Source organism: Paenibacillus sp. DCT19 (genome assembly GCF_003268635.1).
Lineage (GTDB): Bacteria > Bacillota > Bacilli > Paenibacillales > Paenibacillaceae > Paenibacillus.
In genome coordinates this window covers 6,171,263-6,190,847 of record NZ_CP029639.1, presented here as the reverse complement: position 1 = coordinate 6,190,847, position 19,585 = coordinate 6,171,263, and the positions used below count along the sequence as shown (strand labels likewise).

At 45.9% G+C, this 19,585-nt stretch carries 18 protein-coding genes and 3 pseudogenes; 7 read left to right on the top strand and 14 right to left on the bottom strand.

Features of this window, described 5'->3' with window-relative positions; genetic code table 11:
• Positions 1-134 precede the first annotated feature (134 nt).
• A pseudogene (locus tag DMB88_RS28030) lies at positions 135-1,345 on the top strand (nitric oxide synthase oxygenase).
• 99 nt (positions 1,346-1,444) lie between these two features.
• On the opposite strand, the gene DMB88_RS28025 reads toward DMB88_RS28030, so the two are convergent.
• From DMB88_RS28025 to DMB88_RS28005, 5 genes are all read right to left on the bottom strand, one after another.
• Positions 1,445-2,086: an acetoacetate decarboxylase family protein gene (locus tag DMB88_RS28025; RefSeq protein ID WP_128103920.1), complete on the bottom strand. Its 642-nt coding sequence runs from the start codon at positions 2,084-2,086 to the stop codon at positions 1,445-1,447.
• Entirely contained in the window at positions 2,083-2,877 is a 795-nt protein-coding gene (locus tag DMB88_RS28020; RefSeq protein WP_128103919.1) for an SDR family NAD(P)-dependent oxidoreductase, read from the bottom strand. The genes DMB88_RS28025 and DMB88_RS28020 overlap by 4 nt, the downstream gene beginning before the upstream one ends.
• Positions 2,852-3,328, bottom strand: a complete 477-nt coding sequence (locus DMB88_RS28015; RefSeq protein WP_128103918.1) for a MarR family winged helix-turn-helix transcriptional regulator — start codon at positions 3,326-3,328, stop codon at positions 2,852-2,854. Before DMB88_RS28015 ends, DMB88_RS28020 begins: the two co-directional genes overlap by 26 nt.
• A gap of 160 nt (positions 3,329-3,488) precedes the next feature.
• Positions 3,489-4,763 carry an MFS transporter gene (locus tag DMB88_RS28010; RefSeq protein ID WP_164848807.1) on the bottom strand — a complete coding sequence of 425 codons (1,275 nt, stop codon included), beginning with the start codon at positions 4,761-4,763 and terminating at the stop codon, positions 3,489-3,491.
• Positions 4,764-5,030: 267 nt separating this feature from the next.
• Complete coding sequence (locus DMB88_RS28005; protein WP_128103916.1) at positions 5,031-6,422, bottom strand: transcriptional regulator; 1,392 nt, start codon at positions 6,420-6,422, stop codon at positions 5,031-5,033.
• A 558-nt stretch (positions 6,423-6,980) separates the two neighbouring features.
• Here DMB88_RS28005 and DMB88_RS28000 point away from each other — a divergent pair.
• The 4 genes and pseudogenes from DMB88_RS28000 (at position 6,981) to DMB88_RS27985 (ending at position 10,762) form a co-directional block, all read left to right on the top strand.
• Positions 6,981-8,090: an ABC transporter ATP-binding protein gene (locus DMB88_RS28000; RefSeq protein ID WP_128103915.1), complete on the top strand. Its 1,110-nt coding sequence runs from the start codon at positions 6,981-6,983 to the stop codon at positions 8,088-8,090.
• The gene (locus tag DMB88_RS27995) at positions 8,080-8,913 is read left to right on the top strand and encodes an ABC transporter permease (protein WP_128103914.1); all 834 of its coding nucleotides are present in this window, start codon (positions 8,080-8,082) and stop codon (positions 8,911-8,913) included. The genes DMB88_RS28000 and DMB88_RS27995 overlap by 11 nt, the downstream gene beginning before the upstream one ends.
• Positions 8,888-9,811 carry an ABC transporter permease gene (locus DMB88_RS27990; RefSeq protein WP_254438370.1) on the top strand — a complete coding sequence of 308 codons (924 nt, stop codon included), beginning with the start codon at positions 8,888-8,890 and terminating at the stop codon, positions 9,809-9,811. Before DMB88_RS27995 ends, DMB88_RS27990 begins: the two co-directional genes overlap by 26 nt.
• Positions 9,744-10,762, top strand: a pseudogene (locus DMB88_RS27985) (ABC transporter substrate-binding protein). The gene DMB88_RS27990 and the pseudogene DMB88_RS27985 overlap by 68 nt, the downstream one beginning before the upstream one ends.
• 595 nt (positions 10,763-11,357) lie before the next feature.
• Here DMB88_RS27985 and DMB88_RS27980 read toward each other — a convergent pair.
• The 5 genes and pseudogenes from DMB88_RS27980 to DMB88_RS27960 all read right to left on the bottom strand — a co-directional run bounded on the left by DMB88_RS27980 (position 11,358) and on the right by DMB88_RS27960 (position 15,531).
• Complete coding sequence (locus DMB88_RS27980) at positions 11,358-11,858, bottom strand: hypothetical protein (protein WP_128103913.1); 501 nt, start codon at positions 11,856-11,858, stop codon at positions 11,358-11,360.
• Positions 11,859-12,038: 180 nt separating this feature from the next.
• Positions 12,039-13,043: a cation diffusion facilitator family transporter gene (locus DMB88_RS27975; RefSeq protein WP_128103912.1), complete on the bottom strand. Its 1,005-nt coding sequence runs from the start codon at positions 13,041-13,043 to the stop codon at positions 12,039-12,041.
• 205 nt (positions 13,044-13,248) lie between these two features.
• Positions 13,249-13,845, bottom strand: coding sequence for an SMI1/KNR4 family protein (locus tag DMB88_RS27970; RefSeq protein WP_128103911.1), 597 nt, complete (start codon positions 13,843-13,845; stop codon positions 13,249-13,251).
• 242 nt (positions 13,846-14,087) lie between these two features.
• Positions 14,088-14,857 (bottom strand): annotated as a pseudogene (locus DMB88_RS27965) (class III extradiol ring-cleavage dioxygenase).
• Complete coding sequence (locus DMB88_RS27960) at positions 14,857-15,531, bottom strand: alpha/beta hydrolase (protein ID WP_128103910.1); 675 nt, start codon at positions 15,529-15,531, stop codon at positions 14,857-14,859. Before DMB88_RS27960 ends, DMB88_RS27965 begins: the two are co-directional and overlap by 1 nt.
• A 317-nt stretch (positions 15,532-15,848) precedes the next feature.
• On the opposite strand from DMB88_RS27960, the gene DMB88_RS27955 reads away from it, so the two are divergent.
• A complete protein-coding gene (locus DMB88_RS27955) occupies positions 15,849-16,214 on the top strand; it encodes a glyoxalase superfamily protein (RefSeq protein WP_128103909.1) in 366 nt (121 codons plus the stop codon).
• 31 nt (positions 16,215-16,245) lie between these two features.
• Positions 16,246-16,794, top strand: a complete 549-nt coding sequence (locus DMB88_RS27950; protein ID WP_128103908.1) for a helix-turn-helix domain-containing protein — start codon at positions 16,246-16,248, stop codon at positions 16,792-16,794.
• 140 nt (positions 16,795-16,934) lie between these two features.
• Here DMB88_RS27950 and DMB88_RS27945 read toward each other — a convergent pair whose 3' ends face one another.
• The 4 genes from DMB88_RS27945 to DMB88_RS27930 form a co-directional block, all read right to left on the bottom strand.
• Positions 16,935-17,654, bottom strand: coding sequence for a 3-ketoacyl-ACP reductase (locus DMB88_RS27945; protein ID WP_128103907.1), 720 nt, complete (start codon positions 17,652-17,654; stop codon positions 16,935-16,937).
• Positions 17,655-17,731: 77 nt separating this feature from the next.
• The gene (locus DMB88_RS27940) at positions 17,732-18,631 is read right to left on the bottom strand and encodes a DUF4097 family beta strand repeat-containing protein (protein WP_128103906.1); all 900 of its coding nucleotides are present in this window, start codon (positions 18,629-18,631) and stop codon (positions 17,732-17,734) included.
• Positions 18,621-19,217, bottom strand: a complete 597-nt coding sequence (locus tag DMB88_RS27935) for an HAAS signaling domain-containing protein (RefSeq protein WP_164848806.1) — start codon at positions 19,215-19,217, stop codon at positions 18,621-18,623. Before DMB88_RS27935 ends, DMB88_RS27940 begins: the two co-directional genes overlap by 11 nt.
• On the bottom strand, positions 19,210-19,539 hold the full coding sequence (locus DMB88_RS27930) for a PadR family transcriptional regulator (RefSeq protein WP_056701948.1): 330 nt from the start codon (positions 19,537-19,539) through the stop codon (positions 19,210-19,212). The genes DMB88_RS27935 and DMB88_RS27930 overlap by 8 nt, the downstream gene beginning before the upstream one ends.
• Positions 19,540-19,585 lie beyond the last annotated feature (46 nt).

Below are 19,585 nucleotides of genomic sequence, written 5' to 3'. Positions count from 1 at the left end.
AAACGGTGCAAGGTTATCCTATAGCCTGACAGCGATGTGTAGAGTCCGTGAACAAACTGTCTGTTCGCTTACAAATTGAATTTGCTTACCGTATAATGAGGGCATTCAAGATGGATAGAATGGTGGAATGAACGATGCGGACAGGCCTAAGAGAATTGAAGGAAGAAGCAGAACACTTTATATATAGATGTTACGATGAGCTGGGTTATTCGCGTGAAGACGCGGAGACCCGGCTTAATGCTGTTCAACATGAAATCGAGGAAAAGGGCACATATACGCACACTTTAGAAGAACTGGAACAAGGGTGCAAAATGGCATGGCGTAATAGCAATCGCTGTATTGGACGATTATTCTGGGACAGCTTGCGTATCATTGACGCTCGTCATGCAGATACAGTCGCAACTGCTGCCGATGCCGTGCTCCATCATATTCGGGTGGCTTCCAATGGCGGTAAAATTATACCTACGATCACGATTCTTCCTCCAGCTGGACCACACGGAGCACCTGTACGTATCTGGAATCATCAGTTGATTCGTTATGCAGGGTATGAAACTGCCGAAGGTATCGTAGGTGACCCCGCTTCTCTGGAGCTAACTCGTGCTGCAATGGAGCTTGGATGGCAGGGAGCTGGTACGGCGTATGATGTGCTCCCCATCATTATGCAAGCTCAGGATGGACATCCAGAGTGGTATCCGGTACCTGAAGAGGATATCGTAGAAGTCACTATTGAGCATCCAGAACGTCCTGAAATCGCTGAGCTTGGTATGCGTTGGTACGGTGTACCGATGATTGCTGACATGCGGCTGGAGATTGGGGGAATATCCTATCCCGCCGCACCATTTAACGGCTGGTATATGGGAACGGAGATCGGTGCGCGTAACTTGGCAGATACGTTCCGATACAACATGCTACCTGTGGTGGCGAAGGCGCTAGGCCTGAGCACGAACAGTGAGACGACTCTGTGGAAAGATCGGGCACTCGTTGAACTGAATGTTGCTGTGCTACATTCGTTCAAGAAAGCTGGCGTAAGCATCGTAGATCACCACACAGCGGCCTCACAGTTTGCTTTATTTGAGCAACGGGAAGAGAAGGCTGGACGAGAGCTGACGGGGATTGGGTATGGCTCATACCGCCTGTCTCTCCCGCGACAACGCATATTTTCCATAGCTCATACCGAAATGAGATTGTGAAACCGAACTTTTTTCGTCAAGATCCAGTGATAAATCTAGCTGGAGCTAATGCTGAGACTACGTTAGACAATCAGGATGGAGCTGCTGCATCGACTAGGGATGAGCAGTTACCATCAGATTCAGATCGATCCCCGAAATGCCCGTTCGCCCATTAATCTGGTGCGAGCGGGTTCTTTTTTTGAGGAGAAATGAACTGAAGATGTATTATGGCTCAATCCAGCAGGTAGGAGATGCCTCAATGAGCTGTCAGCTTCTTACTTCTGGATGGTGGTAACAGGGAAGGTGATTGCAAACGGATCAACCTTAAGCACCGCCCATGGCTTGCAGAGCGAGATGTCAGGGAACAATGCAGCATTGATGGATAGCTCGTCAATCTTGGCGAGTCTGCCTTTTCCTTTGCCGGAAAATTGTGTGTAATACCATTGCTGTTGATGCTGCTGAACGAGTGGGAACGGTAGTAGTCGTGTGTTAACGGGGAAGCTCGGACCAAATGCAGATAAGGTTAGATCAGCAATGGATACCCCGGCTTGGCTAACTTGCACGTGTTCTTTACCAGAAGCCAGCTTCTGGAATGAGAACGCGGCAAGTTCCTTCGGAATGCCCCAGTTCTCCCAGCCATTATCTACACTATCTGACGTGGATACATATATTTTGCTAATCGTATTAAGTTTGCGACCTTGGTGCTGGAACTTTCCTGGGATGAAGAGCAGCTCTCCATACGGCCCGGCGTCAGAAGACTCGTAATTCACGAGCATCACACTTCCCAGTCCCCCACTGAACTGACCTTCTAGAAAAGCAGGCACCCGCCCATGCTGCGTTACAAATTCCTTAGTGAAACGATAGATTAATATATAACCTGAGCCCTGGAGCTGCCAGGGAGCTGGATAATGATTCATTTGAATTTCTCCTCTCTGTGCTTCTGCTGAACCCACTGTTGTAATTTTGCATTTTCATGATTGGCGTATAAACGTAAAACAAATGGAAAAATGCGATTAAGTGTATTCATTAAACGAAAAGTGAACGAAGGGTAGATGTCTCTTTTCCCTGAGCCTAACCCTCTGACCAGAGCAGAAGCGACGGCTGCCGCCGTTTGTGAAGGCCACGGCATAGGGCTATTACCTGCATTTTTGAAGAAATCGGTACGGGTGGAGATGGGATATATGACTTGAAAGTGTTGGCCTGTGTTCAGCTCATATCGGTATGCCTCGGCAAATCCACGAAGCGCCGCCTTCGTTGCACTATACAGTGCATATCCCGGTAGTGGCAGAATTCCCATTCCACTGGCTGTGCACATAACGGTATATGGATGATCCCCAAGAAGCTGCTTCATCTTCTGTGCACTGTAGATCGCTCCGAAGGTGTTGATATTAAAGATGTTGGAGATATGTTGCCAGTCTGGCGAGCCGAGCAGCTCATAATAAGCAAAGCCTGCGTTCGCGATAAAAATATCAATGCCACCCATGACATCAAGGGCGTAATCGAATAACTGGTCGATCCCTTCTTGTGTGGACAGGTCACCGACATAGGCAAATAACTGAACATCGTCTGGCGTTAGACCGCCGATCTCTTTGGCTGCGGCAACGATGGTGCAATTTTGCTGGAGAAGCAGCTTTACAACTTCTAGCCCTATTCCGGAGGAGGCGCCGGTAACTATGATTTTCTTATCGTTTAGTGTCGTTGTGGTCATCCTGCTTCTCTCCTTCCGGCTTGAGATTCAGAAGTGTGTCGAGCTGCCCAATGGTGTTCAGCAGCATATGGATCTGCTCAGGGGTGAAGTGGTGAAGACTGGAGGATACCGTTGAATAGTTAAAATCCTCAATGGATATAATCTTGGCTCTGCCTTCGGAGGTGATGAACACCTCAACGACTCGTTTATCGGTCTTGGAGGCGATTCGATTCGCCAGCCCTGCCTTTTCAAGTTTGGTCACCATTCGGCTTGTTACAAAGTCCTTCACTCTCATTCGATTCGAAATCTCGGATATACGCATACCTGGGTATCGAATTAGAAGCTGGAGTAAATACACCTCATTCCAATCGACGTGGAATCGTTCAACCTCTCGCTGTTCGAATAGATAAATGCTCTGTAAAAATGAAAATAAAGCGTCATTCACTTGTTGCTCTGAAATTGTCTGATTCATGGAGATCGCCACCTTGGCTTCATAGTCATTGTAGTTGTTACAATTGATCTGATTGAATTCAATCTACTGCATTTATTTGCAAAATGCAAATAAATAATCGGAGCACAGTAATGCTGCTCCAATCAACATATTTCAATGATGAGTAAAGGAAGAAGAAGGACTACCTTTGATGCACTCGGTAACGGCTACGCATGACAGCTTGAACCCCAATGGCGGCGGCAATCAACAGCAGATTGAACACGAATACGGCGTATAGAGAGCTGTACTCCACGAGTAATGCAGCGATGATCGGAGACACGATGGAGCCGATCTCCGCAGCAGACACAATTTTTCCAATCACGTTACTCCGATTCTTCTCTGGAATGTGGTCACCGACGTGTGCGAAGAACGAATCCATATAACATGCGCCGCCTACGCCTCCAATTAACATGCCCACGTATACCCATAAATAAGATGCCGTGCTCAGAAATACAATCACTTCAATGCCGATCATCAGCATACCGAGCATACATAACAATAAACGATCGCCCATTCGATCAGATAAATAGCCTGCAAAGGGTGCTGCTGCCAGTGTGGAGAGACCCGCAACGGTGAAGGCTAGACTGGTCTGGAGTGGGTTCCACTGCATAATATGAGCCGCGTACAGAGCGAAGTAGGTTAGGAATACAGCATAGGCACTCATCTCAAGAAAGTGAACGGTGGCATACCCGATAAATTGTTGTCTCTGCGATAGTGCCGAGTTATCTGTGTCAGGGAGGTTACTTTGATCAAGATCAGGGTTTATGAATGCAGTAGCACCGGTGGGGATAGGGGGTGTATCTGTAGTAGGAGAGGAAGGGTTATGTGTATTCAGATCTTGTGTTGCTTGTATACCCAGGTTTGTGGTGCTCCTGCCCTTCATGCCCCATGCTGCACCCATAGCCATAAGACAACAGAGTGTAACCAGCCAAAAAGGGACGGATAAAGGCCAGTGTAATGCTAACCAGCCACTAATGACGGGGCCAAGAACCATACCGCCGCCTTCACTGCTGCTAATGTAGCCATTATATAAACCCCGGTTGCTTACATTGCCTTCATCTCCGATGATGGATCGTACAACTACTGTAAGACCCGTAGAGGCGACTCCTTGAAGCAGCCGCAATACACCGAAGAGCAGAGCAGTAGATGAGACAGCAAAACCCGCCATGCAGACAGCGAGCATCAGGAGCATGAGGATCAGAGCCTTCTTGCCCCCCAGCTTGCGATATACAGCGGCAGAGGGGATACCACCCAGCACTTTCCCGACATAAAAGAGTGCAAAAATAATGCCCATCATCCATCCGCTCATCCCGAATTCTTCAATGAATAAAGGAAACAGAGGGATGATCATGAAACCGCCCATCTGACTGAGAAAACAAATGAGCATAAGCAAAACGAGGTTACGTCGGATATCCACCAATAAGACTCCTCTCTCGATCAAGAGATCATGCAGCAAAAAGCTGAGGGACATGTACGTATAAATAGACATATTCACGACATTGTATGTGCCAAATGATCAGGAGAGAAGAAAAATCAAAAAAATAAAAGACGTCCTGGTGGACGCCTTATGTACTGGGAGTGTTATTAAAATGGAATAAATAGAGGTTATCATCCTCCTCCAACACCATGTATCATAAGTTTCATTATTATTTCAGATATGGGGGCATCAACAGTAAGAAGTACACTACTTAGAATGAGCGTTGAGAGAATTTTTTTCATGTGACAGATACACCTCACTATTCAAATTATTAAATTTATTCAATTGTTCATGGTTTGCTAATTCTCTATATTGATTGAATAGAGTAAGGCATTTAATCGTTATAGAGTCACTTTTAATACTACCAGAAAATTCTAATCCCTCAAGTAGAATATCGATCCCAAGGACACGATCATATTGTAAGAAATATTTCGCTAGATTGACTAAAAGTGATGCATATTCATCCGCTTTAATAGGTCCATTGTATTCACCAAATGCGCAATTATATTTCCTATATGGAACATGATCTTGGAAGCGATCCAGAATACCATCAATATTAATATTAAACTTGTTGGCAACTCTCACAATATTACAGAGTGCATGCGGAATTTCATCAGGTTGCGATGCAATATACTCGACATATTTAGATAGATAGTCCAGTTCTCCCATAAATAATCGGAGTAGGTATTGGTTAGCCGTTGAAAAGTCGTTGAATTGTCTAATAATTAATTGAGCTTCATCAGAAGTATCTCGAATCCATTCGTCTGCATTGGTATATAGCAGGGTATATTCCATTGCTTTCTCGTAATCTTCATATTGCTCATACACTGCGGATTGAAGCAAGCGTGCATACAGCATATAGAAATAAAAAGGTCGAAAAGGCTTCTTATACTCCGAAGTTTTGCGTTTGGGATGGAGTGATAGTTCATATTGAATAGAAGCGAGACGATACATTTCTTCGGAAAGTGTGTCGACCTTATGCCATTCATGCAGTGAAACATAGACGTGAGAGAGATGTTTGATAGCTTCCAGTTGATCGGTTTCCTCCAGGCGATTCGCGTAGGGTTCAAATCGTGTAGCGGCGCGCAGATTTAATGCCAGGTTATCGCTTATTGAGAGGGAGAATAGACGATATTGGCATAGAGCCAGACGCTCAGAATGCTGATATTTCTCGATGACACTTACACTTTCATATATTAATTTGGCGGCGTCTTTGTACTGCCTATGAAACAACTCCTCCGCAACTTCAAAAAGTAAACTTCCATAATTCGTGTTATCCAACAGGTTACTCAGGATCAGTTCAGTACAATCCAGACGTCCCACTTCTGCACAACGGATTAGGAAGGGACGTAATCTGCGCCAATCTGGAGCGGTCAGTGTGAAACATTCCCCTACAAATCGAGAATAGAAATAATCCTCTCCCAGCCCCATAGCTTTCGTGATACCGTCAAGCTGGCTCATGGAGAATGGTTTATTTTGATTAATGAGTCTACTGAACGAACCTGAATTAATATTGGCCCGTGTCGAGAACTCACTTTGCGTTAGATTATGATCTTGTATGTATTGCAACACTTCTGTTCGTATGGTGTTAGTTTGCATGCAAGACACCGCCTTTATATATAAATCCATAATTTAGTATTAAAAACCATTTATATCAAATATAATACTATAATTTTACAGCGGTCAATATTTATTTGTAATAGGAACTTAAATCCCTACATTATTGCCCTTCACATGTTTGCCAGATATCTGAAATGTCGACACTTATAGATGAAGAGGAACGTCTTGGATCTATATAAATTGAACTAAACATTTACACGGAAACGGAGAGGACAGAAATAACCTGAAGAAGCGGAGCGGTCGCCTGAAAGCTTTCTGCAAGAAAGCTACATCGGAAGCATAAGCTATCCCCGGATTTTCCCCTTATAGAGGGAATCAAAAAAATCTGGGGATAACAGCGATCGTAAGGTTGTTCTGTCATTGGAGTGGCAAGTGTAAATATTCTTTAGTTCAATTTATATAGTATTTAACGGAATGACTTTTAAAACGAAAAAAAATAAGTTACATTAACCTTATTCGAAACATGGCTGAATCAAAGTTGTGTATAATGGATAAGGTTCTTTAGGATAAACCTCAAGTTTAAGGGGGCGAAATGGCATGTCAGATCAACAACCGATTATCCGGTTTGACCGGGTAACTCAGCAATACGATCAGGATGAAGCTGTATTGAAGCAAGTTAGCTTTGAGATCGAGCGAGGTAAATTTTATACGTTACTAGGGCCGTCAGGCTGTGGTAAAACAACCATATTGCGACTGATTGCTGGCTTTGCAACGCCAACACAGGGCAGTATTTATTTTAACGGTGCCTTAATTAACAGTGTGCCTGCCCATCAGCGGCAAGTGAACACGGTATTTCAAGATTACGCATTATTCCCACATCTGAATGTGTTTGAGAACGTCGCTTTTGGTTTGCGCATCAAAAAAATGAAAACGGCTGAAATTCGCAGCAAAGTATTGGAAGCACTCAAATTCGTCAACCTATCCGGTTATGAAAACCGTGAAATAGGTGAGATGTCTGGTGGTCAGAGACAACGTGTTGCCATTGCTCGTGCAATCGTCAATGAACCTGAAATCTTGTTGCTGGACGAGCCGTTATCAGCACTCGATCTGAAGCTTCGTACAGAAATGCAGTATGAGCTGCGTGAATTGCAGCAACGGCTGGGGATCACGTTTATTTTTGTCACGCATGATCAGGAGGAAGCACTCGCGATGTCAGATGAGATCTTTGTCCTGAACGGTGGTGTGATCCAGCAGAGCGGAACACCAAATGACATCTATGATGAGCCGATCAACCGTTTTGTCGCAGATTTCATCGGGGAGTCTAACATTGTATCCGGTAAGATGAAGCAGGATTTTGTGGTGGAGTTTGCTGGTGCAGAGTATGAATGTGTGGATCAGGGCTTACAACAAGATGAGCCTGTTGAGATTGTGATTCGTCCGGAGGATCTGGAGATCACGACCGAGGAGCAAGGGAAAATGAAGGTCAACGTAGACTCCCAGCTATTCCGCGGGGTTCACTACGAGATCTCTACTTACGATGATGCTGGAAATGAATGGTTAGTGCATTCCACGAAGAAAGCTGACGTAGGTGCACGAATCGGTCTATATTTTGACCCGGAAGCGATCCACGTTATGCGTTTCAACGAGACGGAAGAAGAGTTCGATAAACGACTAGAAGCGTATCAAGAGGCTGTTCATGCAGACTAAGGCGAGTGCACGCAATGCGTATCTAATTCCATATGTGCTATGGATGGTGTTGTTCGTTGTCGCCCCGGTTCTGCTCGTTGTCTATTACTCTTTCTTCGATGTCGAGGGGAACTTTACGCTGGGCAATTATGCCCGCTTCTTCACCCCGGTCTATATGCAGATGACGCTCAGTTCATTCTGGTACGCACTGCTCATTACCGTATTCTCACTGTTGATCTCATATCCGACGGCGTATCTGCTGACTCGGACGAAGCATAAGCAGCTCTGGCTGCTGCTCATTATTTTGCCAAGCTGGATTAACCTGCTGTTAAAAGCCTACGCCTTCATCGGTTTGTTCGGCACGTATGGTCTAACCAATTCCTTGCTGGAGGTTATCGGCATTGGGTCACAGCAGATCTTGTTTACCGATTTCAGTTTTATCTTTGTGTCGGTGTACATTTTCATTCCATTCATGATCTTGCCGATCTTCAATGCACTGGAAGAGATGAATCCATCGCTGATCTATGCAGCGCGGGATCTGGGTGCTTCTTCTTGGCTGACCTTCCGCAGAGTCATCTTCCCGTTGACACTTAGCGGTGTGAAATCGGGCTGCCAGGCTGTATTTATCCCGGCATTGTCCCTGTTCATGATTACCCGCCTAATTGCGGGGAACCGAGTGATTACGCTGGGGACAGCGATTGAGCAACATTTTCTCGTTACCCAAGACTGGGGAATGGGCTCGACCATTGCGGTCTTTTTGATTATCGCGATGGCTCTCATTATGTTTTTGACTGGATCAGGGAATAAGGAGGTGCGTCATGGAAAAAAACGGAAAACTGTCTAATGTCTATCTGGCTGTTGTGTTTGCCATCCTATACGCACCGATCGCGTACCTGATCTTCTATTCCTTTAATAGTGGCGGCCATATGCGAAGCTTTGAAGGATTTACATTGGAGTGGTATAGGGAAGTATTTGCGGATACACGCCTGCTCATTATCGTTTTGAATACCTTTGTTATTGCGCTGTTATCCTCGGCTATATCCACGATGCTGGGTGTGGCGGGTGCGCTAGCCATCTACCATGTACGCCGCAAACGAACAAAGAGTACCTTGTTATCACTGAATAACGTACTAATTGTAAGTCCCGATGTCATTATCGGTGCTTCATTCCTGATTCTGTTTACGATGATTGGTATTAAGCTGGGCTTTACATCAGTTCTGCTGTCTCATATTGCATTCAGTGTACCGATCGTCGTCATTATGGTGCTGCCGAAGCTACAGGAGATGAGTCCAACCTTGATGGATGCGGCGCGTGACCTCGGGGCAGGATCGTGGCAGATTCTAACGCGTGTGGTACTGCCGTATGTGAAGCCAGGCATATTTGCTGGATTTTTCATGGCACTAACCTATTCACTAGATGATTTTGCCGTAACCTTCTTCGTCACAGGAAACGGCTACTCTACGCTCTCCGTAGAGATCTATTCACGGGCACGACAAGGTGTATCCTTGTCCATCAACGCCTTGTCTACACTGTTGTTCCTGCTGACGGTACTGCTCGTTGTGGGCTACTACTTCATTAATCGCCGTGCGGCACGGACACCTGCTGGAAGGGGCTACGTCCATGAAGCAACTGGTACGGACATTTGCACTTGTCTTTGTGGCGGCCTTTGCCTTGATGATCCTGACGTCTTATCTGAACAAGAGCCAAGGCTATTCTGGTGGAAATACGCTGACCATCTATAACTGGGGCGATTACATCGATCCAGATCTGCTGACGGAGTTTGAGGAAGAGACAGGCATGAAGGTTATCTACCAGACGTTTGATTCTAATGAAGCGATGCTGACCAAGATTGAGCAGGGGGCACCACGTTCGATGTGGCGATTCCTTCCGAGTATGCGATTAGCAAAATGAAAGAAGAGAACCTGCTCGTGGCTCTAGATCATAGCAAACTGCCTAATTTGAAGAACATTGACGCACGGTTCATGAACCTTTCGTTCGACGAGGACAACAAGTTCTCGATTCCTTATTTCTGGGGAACGGTAGGTGTTGTATTTAACCCGGAACTGGTCGATGGGCTGACATTTGATAGCTGGAACGATCTGTGGGATCCTCGCCTGAAGAATCAGATTCTCTTACTCGACGGTGCTCGTGAAGTCATGGGAATGGGGCTTAACAGCCTGGGTTATTCCCTGAACGATACTAATGAGGATCACCTGCAAGAGGCACTCGCGAAGTTGTCTACGTTAACGCCTAACGTTAGAGCAATCGTCGGAGATGAGATCAAAATGTTGCTCGCCAACGAGGAAGCAGCAGTCGGGCTTGTCTGGTCTGGAGACGCGTCTGAGATTATGGATGAGAACGACAAACTGGACTATATGGTGCCAGAGGAAGGTTCGAATCTATGGTTCGATAACATGGTCATTCCTACCACTGCAAGGAATATTGAGGGAGCGCATCAGTTTATCAATTTCATGCTAGATCCCGATCATGCTGCTCGTAATGCCGAGTACGTGGGGTATTCCACACCGAATGCCGCTGCATTAGCGCTATTGCCTGAGGACATCACCGAGGATGAACGCTTTTATCCCGATGAGACGCTGACAGGTAAGCTTGAGGTGTACGATAATCTGGGTAAAAAAATGCTCTCGCATTATAATGACTTGTTCCTGGAGTTTAAAATGCATAGCAAATAGCTAGTTCGCTAACGAATCCAGCACATCTTATTGGGCTGATTTACAGGCATAACAAATTCTAACGAACTTCAGCGACGCTATTCCGCGAAATACAAGGGTAAAGCGTCAAAAATAACTCTAATTATCATAAATAACGCCGCTGAGATTCATTAAAACTCAAAAAGGTGTGAAATGCAGTCAATAGCGTGCCTACGGTTCGTTAGATTTAGAAAAATACTAAAAAGGGGTGCATCTCGTCGACGTACGTATGACGAGTATCCATACGCCACCTTACAAACGTTGCAGAACGCTCATCTGCAGCACTCCAAACGAAAGATCCCCTGATCCGTTAATGGATTCAGGGGATCTTTCGTTTTTTCCTTACCCTACTTCTAGAGCTAATAGCGAATGGAAGTGCCCTATATAAGATGATACTGAAGATCACACGTTAACGGAGAGGGCAGAACAAACTGGAGAAGCGGAGCGCTCGCCTTTATCCCCGGATTTTACCCTTCACAGAAGGGGAATCAAGAAAATCTGGGGATAACAGCGATCGTAAGTTGTTCTGGTTTCGGAGTGGCTTGTGTGATCCCACCAATCAGATTATATTGCGTCATTACATGCGCTTTTTGCGACCCACGATGAGCCATGCCCCGCCCATAATCAGCACAATCGCTACAAAAGGCTGGAAGAAGGACATGCTGTTTAACATCGAGCCAATCGACATTACCGCGAAGAACAGCAAGAAGAGCACGGTTAGGATGTTGATCGGAATCAACAACCATTTGTTACGGCCACCGAACCAATACAATTCGAACAGACCCACAGCTACCGCAAGAATAAAGCCAGGCCACATCGTCCCCCAGTTATCAAACAGCATCGCGATTTGACTCACAATACCCGCAGTCAGCAAAATACCGCCGGGAACGAGCAAGCCAACTCCTCGGCCGATCATGGAGAAGTAGAGCCAGTGAAAGAATAATCCCAGTGGAATGACGAATAATGTAGGCCAGAATGTGGCGAAGATCATCCCTGGACCGACTGAACCTCCCTGGTTCAGAATTAAGTACACACCTAGCAGGATGAGGACAGGCGCAAAGATTGCACGTTTTGCCATCGTAGTGTTCTCCCTTTCTCTTCGTTTTTACGAACGTTGTCATTTCAATATACACAGCATACCATGAATTGGAAAAGAATAACCTCAGTCCTTGGCGTTAAAAAGAACCTAGACTTAAGTCTAGGTTCTGCGTTCTCATCCATATGATCTTCTACCAATAGATTCTACAGGTAAGCAAGTCTATTTTGCTGAAATGTCAGCATGTTTCTTACCCCAGCTATTGACGCCGTCATCCTCAATAATGGAGATCGCTGCATCGGCAATGTCCGGGTTGGTCATCAGTTTCTCCTGAATACGGAATTTGATATCATCCGCATCGGCGAGGGACAGACCTTTAGTTAACTCAATCAGACCCTCAACATGATAGTAGCGACCTTCCTGAATGATGCGCATCATTTGGATATCGGCCACATGGGTATCTGCAAGAATGGTCTGGGATACTTTATCCTCAATATCCTGCGGAGCAGCTACGCCGATGAGTCCGATCATATTGTCATAACCGACTCGGAAGGCTACTGCGATCATGAGACAACCAATGAGTGTAGTTACGATGCCGTCGAGCAGTGCGAAATTGGTCAGCGCAATGACCACAACCGAGATCAGGGCAAGTGTCGCCCCAAGTACAGCCACCACATCTTCGTAGAATACGAGACGGGTTGGCGGTGCAGCACGGCCTACGTTTTTGATGGCGGCAGGTACCAGTCCGAATCCTGATGCTTTGGGTGCACGGGCTTCTTTCAGGATTTCCTTCATCGCTTTGATCAGAATGGCTCCATCAATCAAGATGTTTAATACGAGTACACCGATGTTAATCCACAAGCCACCGGTATGACCAACCGGATGCTGCAACAAATGAATACCCTCGTGAATTGTTTCATAGGCCATGATGGTGACCACGATAACGGCGATCATGCAGAAAATGTTAATGACACGCCCGAATCCTGTAGGGAATCGTGGAGTTGGTTTTTTCTCGGACAATACACTTCCGACAAATACAAACCCCTGGTTAATCGCGTCGGCCAAAGAGTGCATCGCCGAGGCGAACATGGCACCACTACCACTGAATAGGAAGGCTCCTCCTTTGCACAGAGCAAGTACTGCATTACCCGCCATGGCTACGGCAGAGGATGTGTTTCCTTTTTTGACGAGAGACATGAAGCTCTCAGACTTCGGTTGTTCAGCCACTTCGAAAGTTCCTCCCAGAAATATGTGATAGGTGTAGAAAGACAGTCCCGATCTGGATAGCATGTGCATTCCCACTAAATGTTATTATAACCGTCTTTACATATCCCAGCATTATGCAAAAAAGGTCATATCATCAACTGGTAAGCATCAGCATTTGAAGACAGGAGGGGCGTGTTTTGAACTGGCGTATAACTTTAGTATTCCTTCAGTATTCAATCGCGTCCAAGGCGCGTAGATTCTTGTTGGATTGCTCCAAAAGCTCTGTGAATGTGCCAGCCACATAATAGATAAAGTCGGGGTCATGCTTGTACATAATGATCTGTCCATATGTCCCTTCTGCGGTTGGATCGAAATCGAACATTAGATATAGTGAACCGCCTCCCAGCATTCCGAAGGTAACCCATTTCTTTTGAAACAGATAAGGCTTGATTCGGGCATCCAGTTTGCTCATCTCCTCAGCAGTGTAGAAGTCTTCCAACGTATTCTCTACAACTGTGGCTTGCTCTCTGTGAATCTTCTCTAACGATAATAGATAAAATGCGGTGTCTTGGCTGCCTTCGGCATCGGTAGGATATAGAATGTGAAAGCCATAACCGCTCCCATTTTTGCGTTTGTAAAATGCACGGAAATCCGCGGGCAACTGCACACCATATTCCTGCTCGAATGCATCCAGCTGTTCGTCTGTGACACCGTCCAACTCACGGTAATCGCTGAGTAGCTCCTGATTTTCCTCATCCTGTACTTTCTCATCTAACATAGCATCAAGCTCGTCCATCAATGCATATATACGTTGTTCCGACATGCCAATCCCTCCAGTGAACTATTGAGAACCAAGCGGTGAATGATGTACAAAGTAAGCCTAGTCTGATTTCACCTCATATTATAGGTATAATCCAGAACGTCTCACAAGAATCGCGAGTCCTTGTCTACATGCTACGTTGGTCTCAGGTTTTATCACCCTTAACAACCCAAAAAAGCGTGAGCAACAGGGAAGATACCTGTACTCACGCTGTATTTTATTCGTATCATGTTCGATCCAATGAATTAATCGAACTTCCAACAGGACAGACTTAAATTGCCCAGCTGATAGGCTTTGAACATTAAGGTCGCCTGCTTGTTGCGATCCCCAGCGCCCATTGCAAGTAGCAATGGTACGAAGTGTTCTGGTGTAGGCACGGCTGCTTGCGCAGAAGGAGCAAGTGTATCGTAGGCAAACAGAGACTCGGTATCCCAGCTCTCCAATTTGTCCTGTAACCAATTGTCGAATTCAAGCGCCCAAGGGTCTATTTCGTTGCTGCCCCAGTTTAGACGACGGAGATTATGCACAGTTCCGCCGCTGCCAATAACAAGAACATCTTGTTCGCGCAAGGAAGCGAGGGCTTGTCCTACCTGATACTGCTGTTCCCCTGTCAGGTATCGGTTCACGGACAAAGCGACAACAGGAATATCAGCATCAGGGAAGAGAAGACGAAGCACAACCCATGCCCATGATCCAAGCCGCGTACATCATCTGTCTGAACCGGGATGCCAGCTTCCGTGAATAGACGTTCTACCTCTGCGGTGGTCTCAGCATGTCCTTGAGCGGGGTATTTGATCTGATACAATTCAGGCTGGAATCCGCCAAAATCATAAATCGTCTCATACTCCGCAACAGAAGAGACTTGTTGAGTCGTTGCTTCCCAGTGAGCGGAGAACAACACGATCGCTTTAGGTCTAGGCAGCGTATGTCCGAGTTGCTGCAAAAATTCAGTGTATGCATTTTCCTCTAAGGCAAGGGATGGGGCACCGTGTGCAATAAATAGAGATGGCATCATTATGATTTCAGTCCTTTCGGTTCTTCGGTCATCAGATTTGCATCTGTCCGAAGGAAGTGTTGAAATTGCTGGTATAGCTCGGGAGTCACATGATGACCGCCGTGATAAGGTACGTAGGTTACGTGATCGGTATATTGACGGAAGAAATTCGCATTATCTTCACCCAGCTGCAGTGGGAATAGATGATCCTGATCGCCATGGGAGATAAACGCAGATAATGCTGGATTCGGTTGTAGCGTGTACTCGCTTTTCACAAATTGCGGTAGATAACCACTCATCGCGACAATGCCTTTGATAGCATCTCCCATCACGAGTGCAAGAGTCATCGCCATAATAGCGCCTTGGCTGAACCCGGCAACATAACGTCTCGAAGGGTCAATAGCATACTTGGAGGACAGTTCAACTATTAATTGCTGTAGTCCTTCAACGGACGCATCATATAATTCACGGATCGGATTGCCAATGCTCTTGATCTGAAAAAAAGCATAACCGCCGCCTTGAACGATTGGCCCACGCACCGCAATGATAATAAAATCAGACTGCAAGGGCTCCATCAAACGGAGCATGTCTTGTTCATCCGAGCCCATGCCGTGCAGAGCGAAGATGACCGGATATTGTTGATCTGCATTGTAATGAGCAGGAAGACGGACTTCATGGATATATGCTGATTGCATTGAAAAACACCACCTTGGTAAGAAATGAGTAGAATCTATTTTTAAGATAAAAAGTTCACCAATATGAAATAATTATTCTTATTTATGAACAAAATTTATCATGCATTTATTGTGAGGTCAATACTTTTTTTGTATGATAGATGTTGTTCAAAAGGCAGCTCTTGATTACACGACATGTCTACTGGCATGATCCGTATTGAATATGGATTTCTACCCAAATCAGTGATCGCGTACGAAGCTTATTCCTGTCGGAAACATTGGATTTGCTCGCATACATTTCATTGAATTTATAAAAAATGATCAAGGACGTGATAAGCATGTTAAAGGGTATTGTGCCTATTCTAAGAATGTTTGATGAAAAGAAGGCAAAAGAATTCTATCTCGACTATCTCGGTTTTCAATTGGATTGGGAGCATCGATTTGAGCCAGATATGCCCTTATATATGCAGATTTCGCGTGATGCAATCATCATCCATCTATCGGAGCATCATGGGGATTGTACGCCCGGAGCGGCGTTGCGAGTAGAGACGGACGATGTGCAAGCGTTGCATCAGCAACTTCAACTCTCCAACTACAAATATGCCCGACCGGGCATTGAGGACACGCCTTGGCATTCAAGGGAGATGACTGTAACGGATCCATTTGGTAACCGAATTATTTTTGCTCAGACCAGTACGGAATAGATCATTTTCACAGAGAAAGGAGGGGAGAGATATGGATATTGGCTCAGCCATTCGTACGATCCGCAAACAGAAACAGATTACGATTATGCAATTGTGTGAAGGTACAGGATTGTCCAAAGGATTCATTAGCAATGTGGAAAATAATAAAACATCACCATCAATCGCGACGCTCGAAAGTATAGCTGATTATCTCAACGTGCCACTTCCTTATCTGTTGCTGACGCCAGAACAACGGATGAATGTGGTGCGCAAGCATGAACGCCAAGAGACCACTGCGGGTAGCGGGCAGATTAAGGTGCAGCATCTCACCGCCAAGGGTGCCATGCGGTTGTCCATTGTGGAACTTCCGCCGGGAGCGTCGACAGGTATTAGCAAACATGTGGGAGAAGAGAGCCATCTTATTCTACAGGGCAAAATTCGTGCAGAGCAGGGCGAGGACGTTGAGCTGCTTGAAGAAGGTGATTCTTTCACTTGGAATGCCATTGTGCCACATGAGGTCACCAACATCGGAGATGAACCAGCCGTTGTGTTAATCGCCGTATCGAAGGAACTGGATTTGGATCAATTGTGGAATACCTAGTCTCTTTGCCGTGTAGCCCGATATAGTGCAGAACGATGACAGAGAGAGCAGACAATACCAAGCGAGAGCAAGACAAAAAAGCCGCCAGAATAGCTCTGACGGCTTCATTTACATAAGGCGATTTACCTTATGTCGTTTTCTTATTGCGGATTCGTTGTCCAGATGCCCGCAGCTTTAACAAACACACGATCCGAAAGCTTCAGCGTGGCCAAAGCAAGTTCAGCTACATCTTCTGCTTGCATCATGCGATCTTCGTCGCCAACCTTCAGGCCTGCGTTCGTAGCAAGCTCTGTATTTACCGTGCTTGGCGTTAACGCCGTTACGCGGATGTTGGATTTGCGCACTTCCTGCATGAGGGACTCGGTCATACCCAGCAGGGCGAACTTGGATGCACAGTACGCTGAACCTGTAGCGAATCCGCGCTCACCTGCCGTAGACGCGATATTGATAATGCTTCCGCTGCTCTCCTTAATCATACTTGGCAGTACAGCGCGTGTTACATAATATGTACCCATGACGTTGACATGCAAGATACGCTCCCATTCCTCTGGGTCCATATCTAATAACGTACCGAAGGTAGCAATGCCTGCGTTATTAATGAGAATATCGATAGCACCAAGCTCCATCTCGATGGCAGCAACAGCAGCCTCAGCCTGTGTACGATCGGAGATATCAGCAATAGCACTCGTTACTTTGACACCATACTCTTGACTAAGCGATTTTTGGAGGGCTTCCAAATCTGAAGCTGTGCGAGCGATGAGTCCAAGATGCACACCTTCTTTGGCAAGTGCCTCTGCGATGGCACGACCAATCCCTTTACCTGCGCCAGTGATGATCGCTGTTCTATTCTTAAGTTCCATGTGGGTAATTCCTCCCTCAAAATGATCTAGCATTTGATTATACTATATTACCCACGGTTCGGATATTTCCTTCATCATTATTGCGTGATCTTAATACTGCCTGAAGTTGCTCTTGCTTTGATTACATCTGTGCTGGTCATCGGAGATTCGGGAATGTTAATGTCTCCCGACGTAACCTTAACATCATAGAAACCTGCGAATTCAGGTGCGGCTTTAATGGTAATATCGCCAGATTGCCCTGACACATCAATCGGAGCTACAGTGGTCTGCTCGATTCTTACCGTTCCTGAGGTGAACGTTACATTAGCTGCACCTGCGAGTTCTTTAATCTGAAAATCGCCAGATGTCAGATCACTGGTGACATTTCCAGTGACAGCGTCCATCTTGAAGCTGCCTGAGGTCATTTTCACATTCATATCGCCTTTGATGCCTGAGCCAGAGATATCTCCAGAGGTAAGACTAAGCCCAATGTGGGGAACCGTTATATCCTTCAATCGAACTTCGCCAGATGTATTCGTAATATCCAGTGTGTTGGCATGCAGCCCTGCTAGGTTGTAGTCTGTGGAGGCAGAGGTAAGCTTCACTTCATCTAATGTATGCCCTTCAGGAATGGCAACGGTGATGGTTGGCTTCGAGTTGCTCCAATTGAAATTGAAAAATTCAATGCGGACACGATCGGGTTTGACGAGGTTGAACGTACCACCGGATAATGTAGCATTCTCCAGACTTTCGATGCTTTCCTTATCCCATTTGCCATCTGCTTCAATATAGCCCTGAGATTCAGGACTCACTATGAATTGAATGTTGGCATTGAGATTAGCGTCGATCAGCAGTCGCTGCAATTCATCATTCTTGAAGTCCCATCGTTTGGAATAGTCTTCACGTTGATTACCGAATTCAACGCCGTATACCGATACGCCAACCAGACCAATCAGAATACATAACAAGGCTGTGACGAACCATTTTTTAGTAGTCATCCATTATACTCCCCTTGTATCGTTTTTTGTTCCATCTTACGTATTGAACCGTGACGGAGCTGAAGGCTTTGAAAAGGTATTTGGCTAACATAGCAAACAGAATGCCGATACCACATGCTGCAATGGAGAAGAACAACTTCGAAGGCACATATTCTCCAAAGAATAGGACATCAATCACTGCTGCTATGGGTGTCAAGGCGAGAAGAGAGAATCCCGCAACCGTGAGCCAGACGGACCATAAGAGTAAACCAAGCGGGAGACCTAACATGAGATTCAGGAAAATGAGTCCAATCCCAGTGAACACATTACGTGCCGTTGTACTACTCTGTGGTGGAGAAATGTTCGTTGGCATAACGCCATAGGCATGATCCGTAATCATCGTATCCAGGACATACCGGTCACCAAGTGCCTCACGTGCGATTGCCTCTGGTTGCCCAAGCTCGCGGGCAATGTCCTCCTCCGTTCGTCCATCCACAAGCCCAAGCTCAAAATGCTGTTCGTAGTCAGCAAGTAACTCTGCTCGTTCTTGCGGATCCATCGCGCTAAGCTGCAGCTCCATCAGTTGCATAAATTGTTGTTTATTCATTCGAGTTACCATCCTCAATAAGATGTGCGACATTACGCACAAATTCATTCCATTCCTTGGTGAGGGTATCCATGTAAACACGACCTTCATCAGACAACTTATAGTACTTACGTGGAGGTCCCTCCGTTGATTCCTGCAAATAGGTCGTACAGTAGCCATCATTCACAAGCCTGCGTAGAAGTGGGTAAAGTGCACCTTCGGCCACTTCAATATGTTTGGAGACCGCCTGAGCCAGTTCGTAGCCATAACGATCCTGACGGTTGATTAGGACCAGGACGCATAGCTCCAACACTCCTTTTTTGAACTGGATATTTACATTCACACAGGTTCCTCCTTCATTCCGTATTCAATCACTAGTGTGTATTGTT